The 16,543-nt window shown below is 62.6% G+C and carries 12 protein-coding genes; 8 read left to right on the top strand and 4 right to left on the bottom strand.

Features of this window, described 5'->3' with window-relative positions; all coding sequences use genetic code 11:
* Nucleotides 1–35 precede the first annotated feature (35 nt).
* Nucleotides 36–2,966 (bottom strand): excinuclease ABC subunit UvrA, encoded by a 2,931-nt coding sequence (uvrA, locus tag I6A82_RS08730; RefSeq protein ID WP_198094543.1) that lies wholly within the window; start codon nucleotides 2,964–2,966, stop codon nucleotides 36–38.
* A 176-nt stretch (nucleotides 2,967–3,142) separates the two neighbouring features.
* Between uvrA and I6A82_RS08735 the strand changes: the two genes are divergently transcribed.
* Both I6A82_RS08735 and I6A82_RS08740 read left to right on the top strand, forming a co-directional pair.
* On the top strand, nucleotides 3,143–3,685 hold the full coding sequence (locus tag I6A82_RS08735; protein ID WP_198094544.1) for a hypothetical protein: 543 nt from the start codon (nucleotides 3,143–3,145) through the stop codon (nucleotides 3,683–3,685).
* Nucleotides 3,686–3,746: 61 nt separating this feature from the next.
* Nucleotides 3,747–4,211 carry a hypothetical protein gene (locus I6A82_RS08740; protein ID WP_198094545.1) on the top strand — a complete coding sequence of 155 codons (465 nt, stop codon included), beginning with the start codon at nucleotides 3,747–3,749 and terminating at the stop codon, nucleotides 4,209–4,211.
* A 4-nt stretch (nucleotides 4,212–4,215) separates the two neighbouring features.
* Here I6A82_RS08740 and I6A82_RS08745 read toward each other — a convergent pair whose 3' ends face one another.
* Nucleotides 4,216–5,331 carry a cell wall hydrolase gene (locus tag I6A82_RS08745; RefSeq protein WP_332310953.1) on the bottom strand — a complete coding sequence of 372 codons (1,116 nt, stop codon included), beginning with the start codon at nucleotides 5,329–5,331 and terminating at the stop codon, nucleotides 4,216–4,218.
* 271 nt (nucleotides 5,332–5,602) lie between these two features.
* Between I6A82_RS08745 and I6A82_RS08750 the strand changes: the two genes are divergently transcribed.
* From I6A82_RS08750 to I6A82_RS08770, 5 genes are all read left to right on the top strand, one after another.
* Nucleotides 5,603–6,892, top strand: a complete 1,290-nt coding sequence (locus I6A82_RS08750) for a DUF2891 domain-containing protein (RefSeq protein WP_232343374.1) — start codon at nucleotides 5,603–5,605, stop codon at nucleotides 6,890–6,892.
* A gap of 150 nt (nucleotides 6,893–7,042) precedes the next feature.
* On the top strand, nucleotides 7,043–8,416 hold the full coding sequence (locus I6A82_RS08755) for a class II 3-deoxy-7-phosphoheptulonate synthase (RefSeq protein ID WP_198094546.1): 1,374 nt from the start codon (nucleotides 7,043–7,045) through the stop codon (nucleotides 8,414–8,416).
* A 142-nt stretch (nucleotides 8,417–8,558) separates the two neighbouring features.
* Nucleotides 8,559–9,641, top strand: coding sequence for a sensor histidine kinase (locus I6A82_RS08760; protein WP_198094547.1), 1,083 nt, complete (start codon nucleotides 8,559–8,561; stop codon nucleotides 9,639–9,641).
* A gap of 204 nt (nucleotides 9,642–9,845) precedes the next feature.
* On the top strand, nucleotides 9,846–12,695 hold the full coding sequence (locus I6A82_RS08765) for a TonB-dependent receptor (protein WP_198094548.1): 2,850 nt from the start codon (nucleotides 9,846–9,848) through the stop codon (nucleotides 12,693–12,695).
* 173 nt (nucleotides 12,696–12,868) lie between these two features.
* A complete protein-coding gene (locus tag I6A82_RS08770; RefSeq protein WP_232343375.1) occupies nucleotides 12,869–13,591 on the top strand; it encodes a L,D-transpeptidase family protein in 723 nt (240 codons plus the stop codon).
* 30 nt (nucleotides 13,592–13,621) lie between these two features.
* Here I6A82_RS08770 and I6A82_RS08775 read toward each other — a convergent pair whose 3' ends face one another.
* A complete protein-coding gene (locus tag I6A82_RS08775) occupies nucleotides 13,622–14,716 on the bottom strand; it encodes an alkene reductase (RefSeq protein WP_198094549.1) in 1,095 nt (364 codons plus the stop codon).
* Between the two features lie 152 nt (nucleotides 14,717–14,868).
* Here I6A82_RS08775 and I6A82_RS08780 point away from each other — a divergent pair, with 152 nt between their 5' ends.
* Nucleotides 14,869–15,132 (top strand): DksA/TraR family C4-type zinc finger protein, encoded by a 264-nt coding sequence (locus tag I6A82_RS08780; RefSeq protein ID WP_198094550.1) that lies wholly within the window; start codon nucleotides 14,869–14,871, stop codon nucleotides 15,130–15,132.
* Between the two features lie 173 nt (nucleotides 15,133–15,305).
* On the opposite strand, the gene I6A82_RS08785 is transcribed toward I6A82_RS08780, so the two are convergent.
* A complete protein-coding gene (locus I6A82_RS08785) occupies nucleotides 15,306–16,358 on the bottom strand; it encodes an AI-2E family transporter (RefSeq protein ID WP_232343595.1) in 1,053 nt (350 codons plus the stop codon).
* Nucleotides 16,359–16,543: the final 185 nt, after the last annotated feature.

The following is a 16,543-nucleotide window of genomic DNA, read 5'->3' on the forward strand; positions in this document are numbered from 1 at the left end:
GCGGGCGGTGATCCGCGCTTGCTTCGCGCGCCGTTCTACTTCCCGAGCATGTGTTCCAGATACGCGCCCGTAAAGCTGCCTTCTTCCGTCGCCACCTGTTCGGGCGTGCCTTCGGCGACCACCTCGCCGCCGTTGACGCCGCCCAGGGGGCCCATGTCGATGATCCAGTCGGCGGTCTTGATGACGTCCAGATTGTGCTCGATCACCACCACGCTGTTGCCCTGTTCCACCAAGCGGTGGAGCACTTCGAGCAGTTTGCGCACATCCTCGAAATGCAGGCCGGTGGTCGGCTCGTCCAGGATATACAGCGTCTGCCCGGTGGAGCGTCGGGCGAGTTCCTTGGCGAGCTTCACGCGCTGCGCCTCGCCGCCCGAAAGCGTGGTCGCCTGCTGGCCCACCTTGATATAGCCCAGGCCCACTTCGTACAGCATCGCCATCCGGTCCCGGATCGGCGGCACGGCCTTGAAGAACTCGACCGCGTCTTCCACCGTCATGTCCAGCACATCGGCGATGGAGTGGCCCTTGAACTTCACCTCCAGCGTTTCGCGGTTGTAGCGTTTGCCGTTGCACACCTCGCATTCGACATAGACGTCCGGCAGGAAGTGCATCTCGATCTTGATGACGCCGTCGCCCTTGCACGCCTCGCACCGGCCGCCCTTGACGTTGAAGCTGAAGCGCCCCGGCGTATAGCCGCGCGCCTTGCTCTCCGGCAGGCCGGCGAACCAATCGCGGATGGTGGTGAACGCGCCGGTATAGGTGGCGGGGTTGGAGCGCGGGGTGCGGCCGATGGGGGACTGATCGATGTCGATCACCTTGTCGCAATACTGCAGACCGGTGACCTTCCGGTGCGGCCCCGCGATCACGCGCGCGCCGTTCAGCGTGCGCGCGGCGGCGGCGTAGAGCGTATCGATCGTGAAGCTGGACTTGCCCGAACCTGAAACGCCGGTAATGCAACAGAAGGTGCCCAGCGGAACGGAGGCGGTGACGTCCTTCAGATTGTTGGCGGTGGCGCCGTGGACGGTGAGTTTTTTCCCGTTGCCCTTGCGGCGCGTCTCCGGGACGGCGATTTCGCGCTTGCCGGTCAGATAATCGGCGGTGAGCGAACCCTTTGCCTTCAGGATCTGCTTCAGCGTCCCCTCGGCCACCACCGCGCCGCCGTGGACGCCGGCGCCGGGGCCCATGTCCACAATATAATCGGCTGCGCGGATCGCGTCCTCGTCATGCTCCACCACGATCACGGTATTGCCGAGATCGCGCAGGCGTTTGAGCGTTTCGAGCAGCCGATCGTTATCGCGCTGGTGCAGGCCGATGCTGGGCTCGTCCAGCACGTAGAGCACGCCGGAAAGGCCGCTGCCGATCTGCGAGGCGAGGCGGATGCGCTGGCTTTCCCCGCCCGACAGCGTGCCGCTGGTGCGGTCCAGGTTCAGATAGTCGAGGCCGACATTGTTGAGGAATCCGAGCCGCTCGACGATCTCCTTCAGGATGGCCTTGGCGATCTGGTTCTGCTGATCGGTCAGATGCTCGGGCAGGCCTTCGAACCATTGCAGTGCGTCGACCACGCTGCGGCGCGTGCTGATCGAGATATCCTCGCCCGCGATCTTCACCGCCAACGGCTCGGGCCGCAGGCGCGCGCCGTGGCAGGTTTCGCAGGGCTGCGCGGTCTGGAACTTCGACAGTTCCTCGCGCATCCAGGCACTTTCGGTCTGGATCAGGCGGCGCTGGAGATTGCCGATCACGCCTTCGAACGGCTTGTCGACGCTGTAGCTCTTGCGCCCGTCCTTGAAGGTGAGCTTCACCTTCTTGCCCTTGGTGCCGTGCAGGATCACCTGCTGCTGTTCATGGCTGAGATCCTGCCAGGGTGTCTCCAGATCGAAATCATAGGCTTTGGCGAGACTGCCGAGCACCTGCATATAATAAGGGCTGGGCGGGTTGGACTTGGCCCAAGGCACCACCGCGCCCTTTTTCAGCGTCAGTAGCTCATTGGGCACCACGAGCTGCGGATCGAACTCCTGCCGCTCGCCCAGCCCGTCGCAGGCCGGGCAGGCACCTTGCGGTGCATTGAAGGAGAACAGCCGCGGCTCGATTTCCGGAATGGTGAAGCCGGAGACGGGGCAGGCAAACTTTTCGGAGAAGACGATGCGGTTATCCGGCACGCCGGCGCCTTTCATCGCACCGCCCTTTGTCTGCGCTGCCTCTGTATCTGCATCCGGGCCCGCGCTTTGCTCTAGAGCCTCCGCCACCGTGCCATCCGCCAGATCGACATAGGCCAGCCCCTCGGCCAGCCTTAGCGCTGTCTCGAAGCTATCCGCCAGCCGCGTTTCCTGCCCCTCGCGCACCACAAGCCGGTCGATCACCACCTCGATGTCGTGCTTGTATTTCTTGTCGAGGCTCGGCGCGTCCTCAATGTCGTAAAATTCGCCGTCCACGCGCACGCGGGTAAAGCCGGCCTTGCGCCACTCGGCCATTTCCTTGCGATATTCGCCCTTGCGCCCGCGCACCACGGGGGCGAGCAAATAGAAGCGGGTGCCATCCTTCAACGCCATCACCCGGTCGACCATCTGGCTGACTGTCTGCGCGGTGATCGGCTCGCCGGTCGCCGGGCTGTAGGGCACACCCACGCGCGCCCAGAGCAGGCGCATATAATCGTAAATCTCGGTTACCGTCGCGACGGTGGAGCGCGGGTTGCGGCTCGTCGTCTTCTGCTCGATCGAGATGGCGGGGGAGAGACCCTCGATATGCTCCACATCCGGCTTCTGCATCATCTCCAGAAACTGGCGCGCATAAGCGGAAAGGCTCTCCACATAGCGCCGCTGCCCTTCGGCATAAATGGTGTCGAACGCCAGGCTGGATTTGCCAGAACCGGACAGGCCGGTGATGACGATCAGGCTGTCGCGCGGAAGATCCACGTCCACGCCCTTGAGGTTATGCTCGCGCGCGCCGCGCACCTGAATTGTGGTAAGTGCCATGGGAGTTGCGTGTTCCGCTTATGTTCGCAAATGTCAACCGGCGGAGCGGGCGCCCGCGCCGATGATGAAGCGCGCAAGATGGGAACGCGTTCCGGTGATCGCTAGGGCGGGGCTGCGCAAGTGGCGAAGCTGGCCGTAGGAGGAACCGGCTAAAGCAGCGGTCCGTTGCAGGCGACATGGCTCGAAATGCATTTACCGCGCTTGCTGTCCTGATCCTCGCCGCCTGTTCGGGTGGCGATGGGGCCGGTGGTTCGGATGGGGCAACGAGCGCTGCGTCTCCGCAGATTCCCGGACCGGTCGCCGCTTCTCCGGATGATCCGGCAAAGCCGGGCGGAGCGGAATTGCCGCCGATGGATCATCGCGTATCTTCGCCCGACACTCCGGTGGCCTTGCCGTCATCCGACAAAAATGACGGCAGCCCGCAAACCGCGGTGACGGTTCCCGAGCGCTTTCGCGGCCTCTATGCGCCCGACCGCAAGGCCTGCGCAGGTGACAACACCTACAATCCCACCTTTCAGAATGTGGAAGTGAAGGCGCACGAGGTTCGCTTTTTCGAAACAGGCGGGCCGGTGACGCATGTAGGGATCGATGGAGATAAGGCCGCCATCACCTTGCAGGAGACAGTCGGCGACCGGGAGGCTGCTCGTGCGATCTTTCTGGCGCTGACGGGGACGGCACCGCACGATATCACTCGGTCCAGGGGCCGGTGCAGACAATGATCCGTTGCGACGCGCCCGATCCGCGCTAGACCGCACTTTTTATCATGACGGGATCGCGATCATGCGGCACGGCCTTCTACTTCTGGCAATTCTGACAGCCTGCCAGCCAGCCGACACCGGGTCCGATCAATCCGCCGATGTCGATACGTCAGGCTCGCCCGATCCGGGTGGGCCGCCGATCGATGAGCCGACGAACGAAGCTGCCGAGGCCGAGCCGGAAGCGCAGCCCGTGCTGCCGGTGCCATTCCTTGGTCGCTGGGCGCATGAGATTGATGATTGCGGCGGCCGGCCGGGCCTGGACCGGATCGTCATCGGCGCATCGGAAATTCAGTTTCCGGATGCCAATGCTGAGCCGCTTTCCGTGCTCCAGCTGAGCGACAATGGCATCATCGTCGATCTGAGGATCACGGCCTGGGGCGGTGCCTCCACGCTGCGGCGGGATCGGCTGGCGGTCGATCCCGACGGCAATTCGATGGTGTATTCGCGCGGCGGCGATGCACGGCGATACGATCGCTGCCCGGTATAATATCTCAGCGTACTGCGCGCATGGCCGGGTCTTTCCAGCTGCCGCTTGCCTGATATTCGGCCTTGATGCGGCTGTCGGGAAGATTCGTGGCGGCAAAGGCCTGTTCGCCGCCACGCGCCTTGGCGGCATCCGAATATTCTGGAGCGGCGAAGCTGCGGGGTTTCAGCGCTTGAGGCTTGAGGGCGCTGCCATTGCCCACGCCTGCCGAAGCAAGGTTGCGGGCCTGGAGTTCGGCTTGTTCCTTGGCGGCGGCAAACTGGCGTTCGTAATCGCGTTGCAGCTCGATAGGATCGGGCAGATCGCTTTCCGGCGTGGGCCGGGGCAGGCGGGCATGCGGACCGGGCAGCGGTTCGCCGCCGACATAGCGGCGCAGGAAGGCGCCCTCGGTGCCGGCCTGGCCGCGGAATCGATAGAAGCGATGCGCGCCGATGGTGCCGATGAAATGCAGGCTCGGCGCCCAATAGGGATGCACCTCGGTGGTGTGATAATGTGTGGCGAGTCCGGCAGGGGCGAAGACCGATCCGTTCAGCGCCTTGGCTGCAACGGCGCGGGCGCGATTCCAGTAGAGCGGCACCCGGCCGCGCGCCATCGATCCGTCGCAGCTATAGCTGAACTGGCAACCGGTCCAGCGCTCTGATCCCTGATAGACGACGCCGCAGACGGTGCCGGGATAGCTGGGATGCCGCACGCGGTTGAGGATGACCTGCGCCACCGCTTCCTGGCCTGCATCGGGTTCCAGCGCCGCTTCATAATAAATCGCGTCCGTCATGCATTGGAGGGCCCGGCTGTAATCGCTGGTGCCCGCCTTGATGGCGAAGGGCTTGGCGGCTCCGGCGGGCAGAACCGGCAGATCGCTTGCGGTGTCTTCGCTCTTGGCCGCGACGGCTTCCTGCCACTGTGCGGCGGAGGGAATGCTGTCCTCATCCATGAAAAAGAAGGCGGAGCCGGGGAAATTGGTTGCTGCCTTTTCCACATCGCCCAGCGGCGGTTGTGCCGGGGCGACCAACGCCTGATCATCCGCGCTCATCTGCGCAAAGCCGGGCACGAAGGCGAGGAGCGAAAAGGCGATGAGCGCGATGATCAACTCGCGTGCGCCGATGGTGGGCTGGCGAGGCCCCACGCCGGCTTTCGTCAGTCTGATTTTCGCTATGCGAATCACGCTTTTCCAACTCACCCAATACTGCTGGATGTTTCTCTAGGCGGCAATTTCGCACCCCGCGCGGGCCATTTTGTTGCTGTGCCAGTGCGGGACGCAGCCGGTGGACCGCGTTAAGATGCCGTCTTCAGGTAGATGCCTTTGATAAAATACCGCTTCCGTCGTCCGCGGCGCTTCAATCTGCGGGCATGGGTCGCTAGGGTCCTGCAAAACGCGCCGAACGGGAAAATTGAAGATGAAGACCAGGTTGTTGATCGCCTTGCCGCTGCTGACGGGCCTGGCAGCATGCAATTTTTCGAGCGAGGACGAGGGCGCGCAGCCTGCCGCCGATGAGCCGACCGCGGCGCAATCCCCCCGTGTTGAGGACAGCATGACCAAGATGGAGGCCGACAATCAGGCGCAGCGTTTCGCCCGTCTGGCGCTCGACTGCGTGAACAAGCAATATCCCAACAAGATCAGCCATGTCCTGAACGGTCCGAATGACGTGCAGTCGCCGCAGCAGCTGCATCCGGCGTTCTTCGGCTGCTATGACTGGCACAGCTCGGTTCACGGTCATTGGCTGCTCGCGCGGCTGTGGGGGCAGGACAAGCTGGGCGCGATGGGGCCGGACGCGGAAGCCGCGCTGGAGCGCAGCCTGACGGCGGAGAATATTCAGGCCGAGGCCAAATATCTGATGGGCGAGGGGCGTAACAGCTTTGAACGGCCCTATGGCATGGCCTGGTTCCTGCAGCTCTATGCCGAGCTTGAGGAGATCGCGGCGCGCGGTGGCCCCAAGGGCGAAAAGGCCGCGCAGCTGGTCCAGAACCTGAAGCCCCTGGAATCCGTCATCCTCAACAAGCTGAAGGACTGGCTGCCGAAGCTGGCCTATCCGATCCGTGAAGGCACGCATAATCAGACCGCGTTCGCCTTCAGCCTGATGCTCGATTACGCGCAGGAGCATGGCGATGCAGGCCTTGCCAAGATGGTCAAGGACAAGGCGATCGAGTTCTACGGCGACGATGAGAATTGCCCGATCGGCTACGAACCCTCAGGCGAGGATTTCCTCTCGCCCTGCCTGGAAGAGGCGGATCTCATGCGCCGCGTGCTGCCGCGCGATAAATATCGCGTATGGCTGACCGCGTTTCTGCCGGGGATCCCGAGCGACGGTTCGACCGACTGGCTGGAAGTGGGCGAGGTGCGCGATCCCACCGACGGGAAGCTGGTGCATCTGGACGGGCTCAACCTCTCGCGCGCCTGGGCGCTGCGCGGCATCGCAAGCGCGCTGCCGCCCGGCGACACGCGCCGTGCGGCCCTGCTGGCGACGGCCAATAAGCATGCCGAGGCCGGCCTGAAGAATGTCAGCGGCAAGAATTATTCTGGCGGCCACTGGCTGGCGAGCTTCGCCACCTATCTCACCACCGGACGCGGCATTCGCGACGGGGCGACCGATGTGGAGAAAACCGGCTCGATCACGCCGGTCGACAAGGCACCGGCCGCGATGCCGAGCGGCAAGCTGGCGCCGGCCGCAAAGGGGAAGGCGCAGTAAGAGGGGCGGGCGCTACCGCCTGCCGGCCGATCGCTTGCGCATCTTTCTGTGATAAAGAAAAGCTATCGCCGGGCGCGCTATGCGTGGGCGCGGGCATGATATAGATTGCAGCCAAAGGCGCGGGGTGACGCGCGAAATAGGGAATGAACGATGACGACGCAGTGGACACCGGACAGCTGGCGCGAGCATGAGGGCATCCAGATGCCCGACTATCGCGACGGCGCAGCGCTCGCTGCGGTCGAAGGCTCGCTGGCCAGCTATCCCCCGCTCGTTTTCACCGGAGAGATCGATGCACTGAAGGCCGATCTGGCGAAGGTGCAGGCAGGCGAGGCGTTCCTGCTGCAGGGCGGCGACTGCGCCGAGAGCTTTGCCGAATTCCACCCGGACAATATCCGCGACAGCTTCCGCGTCATCCTGCAGATGGCGGTGGTGCTCACCTATGCCAGCAAGCTGCCGGTGGTGAAAGTGGGGCGCATGGCGGGCCAATTCGCCAAGCCGCGCTCCGCGCCGACGGAAGTGCAGGGCGATGCCGAGCTGCCGAGCTATCGCGGCGATATCATCAACGCGATCGATTTCGAGCAAGGCGCGCGCGAGCCCGATCCGCAGCGCATGCTATCCGCTTACAGTCAGGCGGCGGCGACGCTCAACCTGCTGCGCGCCTTCGCCGGGGGAGGCTATGCCAATCTCGCCAAGGTGCACCAGTGGACGCTCGACTTCATGGGCCAGGGCAAATGGGCCAAGGCTTATGGCGAAATGGCAGACCGGATCGATGAGGCGCTGGCCTTCATGGCCGCCTGCGGCATCGATCCCGATCGCATTCCGCAGCTGCAATCGACGCCCTTCTACACCAGCCATGAAGCGCTGCTGCTGCCCTATGAGCAGGCGCTGACCCGCGCCGATCAGCGAAGCGGCGCGCATTATGACACCAGCGCGCATTTTCTCTGGATCGGCGACCGGACCCGGTTCGAGGGCTCTGCGCATGTCGAATTCATGCGCGGCCTCTCCAATCCGATCGGCATGAAATGCGGGCCAAGCCTGGAGCCGGACGCGCTCATTCGCCTGCTCGATGTGCTCAATCCGGAGCGTGAAGCGGGGCGCATTACCCTCATCAGCCGGTTCGGTCACGATACGGTGACATCCGGCCTGCCGCCGCTCGTGCGCGCGGTGGAGCGTGAGGGGCATAAGGTGGTGTGGTCCTGCGATCCGATGCACGGCAATGTCGTCAAGAGCCCGAGCGGCCTGAAAACGCGGCCATTCGAACGTATTCTGGGCGAAGTGCGCGGCTTCTTCGACGTCCATCGCGCGGAAGGCACGCATGCCGGCGGCATCCATATCGAGATGACCGGCCAGAACGTGACCGAATGCACGGGCGGCGCAGCCGAGGTGACCGATGCCATGCTGGCGGACCGTTACCGCACCCATTGCGATCCGCGCCTCAACGCCTCCCAATCGCTCGAACTCGCATTCCTGCTCGCAGAAATGCTGAACGAAGAGATGGCGGAGCGGCGCGCTGAGGCAGCCTGACCGGGCTGCCCGGGCGGCGACAGACGGCATTCGCTCAGAGTCTTGTGCGCTGTACGCGGCACGCGCGATTTGCTATAGGTTCTTGCATCGCTAGGAGCGGCGCGCTTCGTTCTAAGGGATTGGCGCGCCGGGGGAATTTGATTTGGCCGAAAAGCAGCGTCTGAAAGCGCTCTACGCGACCGGACTGCTGGAGAGCGGGGCCGAGGAGCGGTTCGATCGGATCGCTCGATTGGCTGCCAACACGCTTGATGTCAAACTCGCCTTCGTGTCGCTGATCGATAGCGACACCCAGCATTTCAAGGCGCGGCACGGCACCGACATTGCGCAGACCAGCCGCGACATCGCCTTTTGCGATCACGCCATCCGCAACCCTAATGACATGATGATCGTGCCCGACGCGCGCGAAGACGAACGGTTCGCGAACAATCCGCTGGTCACCGGAGAAGCGGGACTGCGCTTTTATGCGGGGCAACCGCTGGTGACGGGTGGCGGCCATGCCATCGGCACCTTGTGCGTACTCGACGACAAACCGCGCGCAGGCTTTGGCGAGCGGGAGCGTGCGATCCTGGCCGATCTTGCCGCCTGTGCGATGGTGGAGATAGAGCAGGGCCAGGCGATTGACGATCTGCAAGTCGTCAATGCGGAACTGAAGCACCGCATGGGCAACATGTACGCGCAGATCGCTTCGCTCGTGTCCCTGATCGGGAGGGATGCAAAGGACAAGGATGCGCTGATCCGCAAGCTGCAGGAAAAGATCAGCAGCTTCGGCGCGATGCAACAACTGCTGGCGGATCAGGAGTGGAAGAGCGTTCCGCTGACTGAACTGGTCCAGCGCGTTCTGGCGGGGTATCGCAGCGATCGGCCAAGCCATCGCATCACAGTGCAACAGGACGACGTCCTTCTGCTTTCTCCGCGCGGGGCCTTCATCGTGACGCTGATGATCGGCGAACTTGCGACCAATGCCATCAAGCATGGCGCACTGGGCGCGGATGTGGGCGAGGTGGACTTTACCTGGCACCGCACCGATGATGGGATGCAGGTGTTCGAATGGCGCGAACGGTTCGAACGCGGCGATCGACCCGTGGTCGAAGGGAAGGGCTTCGGCACCGATATTCTCCGCCGCATCGTGCCGATGGACATGCGCGGCACGGCCGACATGGAAATCACCGGCAACGGCATGTGGTACAGCGTCACGGCGCGGCCGGAGCGAATCGCCGACATCTGAGCAGCGCTATTCGCGCGCTTAAGGCATGGCCAACCTTCGAAGCTGGCTTTCCAACCGCTATGGCAATTGCGCAACAGAATGTCCGAAAATCGAGCGGGACTGCGGCTTAGGCTTGTGCCGTCGCCGCTTCATGGCTAGGCGCAGGGAAACATACCGAACGCCTGAATCATGCAGGCGGCGGCTTTACGAAGGAGAGATGCCACCATGCAGACCCGCCCTTATGTCCGTTTGCGCCACGCGCTGACCGTTTCGACCGCTCTGGCAGGCCTCGCCTTGCCGGGTGCCGCTTTCGCTCAGGCTGCACAGACTGCGCCGGCGCAGGATACGGTCACGCAGCGCGCCGATGTTGCGCCGGACGATAACGGCGTTGCCGTAGCGCAGGCCGATGACGGCAGCGTTATCATCGTTCGCGCACAGGGGCGCAGCCAGTCGCTCAACGACGTTCCGATCGCGGTCAATGCCGTGTCGGGCGATCAGCTCGAAAAGTCCGGCGCCAGCGATATCCGCGAACTGAACCAGGTGGCGCCGTCTCTGCTGGTTTCTTCCACCGGTAACGAGGCGAACGGTTCGGCCCGTATTCGTGGTATCGGTACGGTGGGCGACAACCCCGGCCTTGAAAGCTCGGTCGCGGTGTTCGTCGACGGTGTGTATCGGTCACGTTCGGGCAATGCGCTCAGCGAACTCGGCCCGATCGACCGTATCGAAATCCTGCGCGGCCCGCAGGGTACGCTCGGTGGCCGTAACAGCTCGGCCGGTCTCATTTCGATCTATACCGCCCCGCCGGAATTCGATCTGAGCGGCTATGGTGCCTTCACCTACGGCAATTATGACGCGATCCGCGTAGAGGCAGGTCTCAACGTGCCGTTCAGCGATACGCTGGCGGGCCGTGTCGATGGCGTCTATTTCAAGCGCGACGGCTTTTACGAAGATGTCGTCAACGATGTGCGCGTCAACGACCGCGATCGTTATCTCGTTCGCGGCCAGCTCCTGTTCGAACCGAACGAGCTTTTGACTGCGCGCCTCGTGGGCGATTATTCCGAGAAGAACGAAGCCTGCTGCGCCGCCACATTCGTGCAGACCGATTTCGCGCCACTCGCGCGGCTCAGTGATGACCTTCCTGCAACCTCTGCAAATGCTAAGTTCGATAGACCGATGGGCACTCCGCCGCTCACCAGCACGGCGAACCCGATTATCCCAGTGCTGCTCGGCCTCGGGCAGAATCCGGCCGCCCTCAACAACGGCACGTTCGACCGCGACATCTACGTGACGCCCGGTCGCAGTTTCGAGGGGCAGACGAAGGATTACGGCGTTTCGCTCGAGGTGAATTACGATCTCGGCAATGTCGATATGACGTCGATCACGGGTTACCGCGAGTATAACAACTATCAGGGTTCGGACACCGACTACACGCAGGTCGATATCCTCTACCGCGCGCCAACCGAAAATGCCGGCGCCCGCCAGTTCCATACCTTTACCCAAGAACTGCGCTTCCAGGGTTCGCTGTTCGATAACAAGCTCGACTGGCTCGTTGGCGGCTTCTACGCCAATGAAGATCTCGTGGTGCGCGATAATCTGCGCTTCGGCACGCAATATGGTGCATTTGCGCCGTGCCGTATCATCAACGCCATCAACCCGGCACTTGCGGCGCCGGGCAGCAATGCCTGCCTCAGCGCTGGCGGACGTGCGCTTCTCGCCGGTCAGGTTCCCGGGCGCCCCGCTGCCTTTGGTCCCGCAACACCGCTCCTTCTGGCGGGCCTCGACAATCTGGCGCGTGTGAACGATCTCGGCTCGACCGGTGATATCTACAAGCAGAACAGCGAAAGCTTCGCCGCGTTCACACACAATATCATTCACGTCACCGACAAGCTCGATGTGACGCTGGGTCTGCGGTACACCAATGAAACGAAGCGTTTCGATGCGTTGATCGGCAACGACAACACGATCTGTCCGCAGAACCGCGCACTGCTTTCCGGCCTTCTGGGCGTGCCGTCTCTGGCAGGCTTGGCCGGTGGCATCATCTCGCTCACTTGTCAGGGCAACAGCACTTCGGAGCTTAACGGTGCGACGTTCAACGATCGCCGCAACGAAGAGGAACTGACCGGCACTGCCATCGTCAGCTACAAGCCGACGCAGGATCTGCTGCTCTACGGCAGCTATTCGCGCGGCTATAAGGCGGGCGGTTTCAACCTCGATCGTTCGGCGATCAGCGGGACCTTCTACTCGCCCGCCGATACGCTGGGCGCCAGCAACATCTCGGTCATCGTCGGGCCGAATGCGCTGGCCGATGCTTCCAACCTGCAGTTCGCGCAGGAAACGGTGGATGCCTTCGAGATCGGTGCGAAATATGGCACGCGCGAGTTCTCGCTCGGCATCGCCGCGTTCCGCCAGCAATTCTCGAACTTCCAGCTGAACACGTTCAACGGCTCGGTCTTCCTGGTGCAGAACATCAACGCTTGCAGCACCAATCTGGACGGCGCGGACGAAGACGCCTTCGGCCTCACCGGGTCGTGCAGCCCGGACGATGTGAAGTTCGGCGTGCTGGCGCAGGGTGTCGAGCTGGAAAGCACGATCAACCCGAGCCAGTATCTGAACTTCACTGCAGGTCTGACCTACGCCGATACGCGCTATGAGGACAACTTGATCGGCACGGACAGCGGTGCTCCGCTGGATCCGGCCCTCCGCCTGCTGCCCGGCGAGCGTCTGTCCAATGCCCCGGCCATCACTGCCACGGCCTCGGCAAGCTGGACCCCGCCGATCGGCAACAGCGGCTGGAGCGGCCTTGCCTATGCCAACGTCCGCACGGTGAGCGATTACAACACCGGTTCGGATCTTCTGTACGGCAAGGAGCAGGACAGCTTCACCGTCGTGAACGCCCGCATCGGCGTGCGCGCACCCGACAACCAGTATTCGATCGAACTGTGGGCGCAGAACCTATTCAACATTGATTATACGCAGGTGGCGTTCAACACGCCGTTCGTGGCTGAACAGCAGACCTATTCGGCCTATCTCGCCGAGCCGCGGACCTACGGTGTCACGGTGCGCGGCAGCTTCTGATCCGCCACCCAATCGAATGGTAAACAAGGCGCGCCCGGCCATCCGGGCGCGCTTTTTTTTTGGGCTCGGCAAGCGCCGTTAACGATTTCCGGTCTATCGTCCCCGCCTGACACGGCTGCGCTGGCCCGATTGGCAGAATCGTGCCAAACTGTCATAGTATCGGAATGGCCATCATGAGACTTGCCCGGTTCGCGCTTCAGATGCTGATTATCCTGCCGATCCTTTTCGGCGTGACATTCGCGCTGGTCAGCATGACGGGTGATGAAAGCGCCGAAGCGCAGACGCGCGCGGGCCAGGACCGGTTCATTCACGAGACCGCGGGCCAACCCGCACAGCGCCCGCGCCCCGCCAACCGCCAGATCAACGAGCAAGCCGCCGGTGCCGGCGAGCAGCGTCAGCTTCAGGCACCCGCGGCGAAGCCCGCCAAGGCCAAGCCGTCTGCTAACAAGGGCGAGTTTCAACCCACCACCGTGCGCACGCTGCCCGCGCCGCTGAAGTCCGGCGAATGGATCTGGGATGAAGGGCGCGCGCCTGCCGGTCCGCTACGTCTGGTCGTCGATATCGATAGCGAACAGATCTACGCCTATCGCGGCGGATATGAGATTGGCCGCGCGACGATCATTTATGGAGCGGATCATAAACCCACGCCGCTCGGCACCTTTCCGATCCTGGAAAAAGACATCGATCACGTCTCGAACCTGTACGACGCGCCGATGCCCTATATGCTGCGGCTGACCTGGGACGGCGTCGCCGTCCACAGCTCCGAAGTCGATAACCGCTATGCCACCCATGGCTGCGTTGGCGTGCCGGATGGATTTGCCGCCAAGCTATTCGCCAATGCGAAGCTTGGCGACATCGTCACCGTGACGAAGGGGTGGACGGAGCGCTGGGGGTAAACCCGGCGCCCGCCACTATTCCGCCCCGCCTCAGCGCGGCTCATCCAGAAACGGGTAGTCGGTGTAGCCCGTCTCGTCACCGCCATAAAAGGTGTCCGGATCGGGCTCGTTCAGCGCCGCATCGCGCCGGTAACGCTCGGGTAGATCTGGGTTCGCGATGAACGGCCGTCCGAAGGTGACCGCGTCGGCGTTCCAGCCTTCGATTTCCCGAACCGCGCTGTCTGCATCATAGCCGCCATTGGCAATGTACACGCCGTCATATTGTTCGCGCAGCCGCCGGATCAGCGCATGCTGCTCGCTGTCCCCATCGCTGCCCGGAAAAGCCTCGACCACGTGAAGGTAGGCGAGGTCGCGCTCCGACAGCATCTGGTAGACCGCGGAAAACAGCTTTTCGGAATTGCTGTCCGAAATGTCGCTGGCCTGCCCAAGCGGGGACAGCCGCACGCCAATCCGCTCTTTCGGAAATTCGTTCATGACGGCATCGAGCACATCTTCAAGCAGGCGCATGCGGTTCTCGATCGATCCGCCATATTTGTCATCGCGCCGATTGACGCCATCCTGCAAAAACTGATCGAGCAGATAGCCGTTGGCGGCATGCACTTCGATCCCATCGAACCCCGCGCGCGCCGCGCAATGGGCGGCGTTGCGATAATCCTCGATCGTCTGCGCTATGCCCTCGTCGTCCAGCGCGACCGGTTCGCTCACCTGTTCGAAGCCGTTGGCGGTGTAGGTCTGCGCGTCGGCCTGCACCGCGCTGGAGGAAACCGGCTGCTTGCCCTCCGGCAGCAGGGAGACATGGCTGATTCGCCCCACATGCCAAAGCTGACAGAAGATGCGCCCGCCGCCCGCATGCACGGCATCCACGATCTTTTTCCAGCCCTCGACATGCTTGTCGGTGTAGATGCCGGGCGTATCGAGATACCCTTTGCCCATCGCGCTGATCTGCGTGGCTTCGCTGAGGATCAGCCCGGCCGCTGCGCGCTGGCGGTAATAGGTTTCGGCCCATTCCTTGGGCGTGCCGTCGCCAAGAGACCGGTTGCGGGTGAGCGGCGCCATCAGCACGCGGTTGGGCAGGACAAGATCGCCCATGCGAAGCGGTTCGAACAGCAAGCTGCGGTCGGTCATTAAATAGGCCTTTCGAATGTCAGGAGACTTGCCTGTCCAAACAGACGATGCGGTTTCCCGTTCCGCTGCGTTGCAGCGGGGCGCGGCATTTCCCCGGCGATTGCGCGGCAGCACCGGCGTTCCCATATCCGGTGCAGTAACAGGAGGCTGCGATGGCAGGTGGATGGGCGCGCGACGGCGCCGTACAGGATCAGATCGACGATACGGTGAGCGATGCTGTCGCCGAGGCGCGCTCGCGCATGCCCAAGGGCGAAAGCGCAGAATATTGCGATATGTGCGGGGAAGACATTCCGGAAAAGCGCCGCTTAGCGCTGCCCGGGGTGCGCACCTGCGTGGAGTGCCAGGCCAAACGCGACAAGGCGAGGGGGGCCAGCGGCTTCAATCGCCGCGGCAGCAAGGACAGCCAGCTGCGCTAGAGTGCTTCAGGAATATCCCGCCTTCACCCGCATCTCGATCGCGCCCAACTCTACGATCTCCATTCTGACGAGGTCGCCCGCTCTTTTTCAACGAGAAGGGTCAGCTGCCATCCGTGTCGGGTAGCAAGTCGTCGGGCTTAAATTTTATCGAACCCACAGCGTCACGAAATAATCTAAAGCTGCCCTGCTGTAGGCGAAACCGGGTCTCCCAGAAAATGGCGTTGATAAAGGCGAACCCAAATCGTGTAGAAGAAAATGGCGAGTGGTCCCGCGAAGAACAGGCCGAAGGTGCCAAATGCATATCCGGCTCCCAGAATGAGAAACATGTAGATTCCCGGCGGCACGGATACGAGCCGGCTGGTGAGCAGCGGCGTGATGATGTTCGCCTGCACAATCCGGGCAATCAGATAGGTGAGAATTACGCCCAGAAGAGATCCCTGCCCGGCGAACGCCAGCAGAATCGCGGGAATCATTGCGAGAATTGGTCCCACATAAGGGATGAACTCGCTGAGCCCACCCAGAACACCCAGGGCGCTCGCGGCTGGCACTCCGGAGAGGTGAAGTCCGATCGTAAAAATGATTCCCATAATCACCATCGATGCGGATTGGGTCAGCAACCAATAGGAAAGGTTGTGGCTGAGATCTCTTGCCGTTCTCGCAGCTAGCGGCCGGGCGGGGCGTGGAAATAGCGCTATGAAAATATGGCGATAGCGGCGTGGCGCCGCCGCGAAAAATACCCCGCCCGCGATCACGATCAACAGATTGAAAAGGACTGTTACGCTGCCTTCGGCGATGGCGCGGGATTCATTCGTGATAAAAACGATGGTGTTTTGAGATTGTAGTGAGTCCACCAAAACCTTGCCCATGGGATTTTGCGACAGGCTGCGGGACCAGCGTTCCCAAGCCTGGGGCACCTTCTGCCCCAGATCGCCGATCTGCGTCACTACCTCATGCCCGAACAACCAACCAAGACCCCCCAAAAAGGCAATCAGTAGGATCGTGGCCAGCAACACGCCCCATTTGTAAGCGAGGCCAATTCGCTGCCGTAGCTCATTCGCTGTGACGCTTAGGAGCAGGCCAACCAGCATGGCTCCGAACACAAGCAGCAGTAGCTCGAACGTTCGGTAAATCAGCCAGGCCGCCGCAAGAAATAGCAGTACGAACAGAAGGATACGGACAGTGAGCGGTAGCGCGGAATTTGGGTTTTGGTTCTCCACCGGGCCCATCTGCACGCTAATGGGTGTTTCGGCAACAACGGCAACGTGCCTTGTACACATAGATCGCCGGCAGACACCGTGGTCGGCAAGCTGGGGCTGCGACAGGGTGGAAGCTAGATCTGGGGCTAGCGGCCGACGCATTCATTCCGACGCAGCTGGCGCGTTTACGCAATCCACTGAAGTCCCATGAGGCC

The sequence above is a fragment of the Novosphingopyxis sp. YJ-S2-01 genome, assembly GCF_016093175.1.
GTDB lineage: Bacteria > Pseudomonadota > Alphaproteobacteria > Sphingomonadales > Sphingomonadaceae > Novosphingopyxis > Novosphingopyxis iocasae.

Bases quoted from the DNA above. Each gene is read 5' to 3' on its own strand.
- I6A82_RS08765 (WP_198094548.1), top strand. From the start codon at position 9,846: ATGCAGACCCGCCCTTATGTCCGTTTGCGCCACGCGCTGACCGTTTCG.
- I6A82_RS08785 (WP_232343595.1), bottom strand. From the start codon at position 16,358: ATGGGCCCGGTGGAGAACCAAAACCCAAATTCCGCGCTACCGCTCACT.
- I6A82_RS08755 (WP_198094546.1), top strand. From the start codon at position 7,043: ATGACGACGCAGTGGACACCGGACAGCTGGCGCGAGCATGAGGGCATC.
- I6A82_RS08775 (WP_198094549.1), bottom strand. From the start codon at position 14,716: ATGACCGACCGCAGCTTGCTGTTCGAACCGCTTCGCATGGGCGATCTT.
- I6A82_RS08750 (WP_232343374.1), top strand. From the start codon at position 5,603: ATGAAGACCAGGTTGTTGATCGCCTTGCCGCTGCTGACGGGCCTGGCA.
- I6A82_RS08770 (WP_232343375.1), top strand. From the start codon at position 12,869: ATGAGACTTGCCCGGTTCGCGCTTCAGATGCTGATTATCCTGCCGATC.
- I6A82_RS08735 (WP_198094544.1), top strand. From the start codon at position 3,143: ATGGCTCGAAATGCATTTACCGCGCTTGCTGTCCTGATCCTCGCCGCC.
- uvrA (WP_198094543.1), bottom strand. From the start codon at position 2,966: ATGGCACTTACCACAATTCAGGTGCGCGGCGCGCGCGAGCATAACCTC.
- I6A82_RS08780 (WP_198094550.1), top strand. From the start codon at position 14,869: ATGGCAGGTGGATGGGCGCGCGACGGCGCCGTACAGGATCAGATCGAC.
- I6A82_RS08740 (WP_198094545.1), top strand. From the start codon at position 3,747: ATGCGGCACGGCCTTCTACTTCTGGCAATTCTGACAGCCTGCCAGCCA.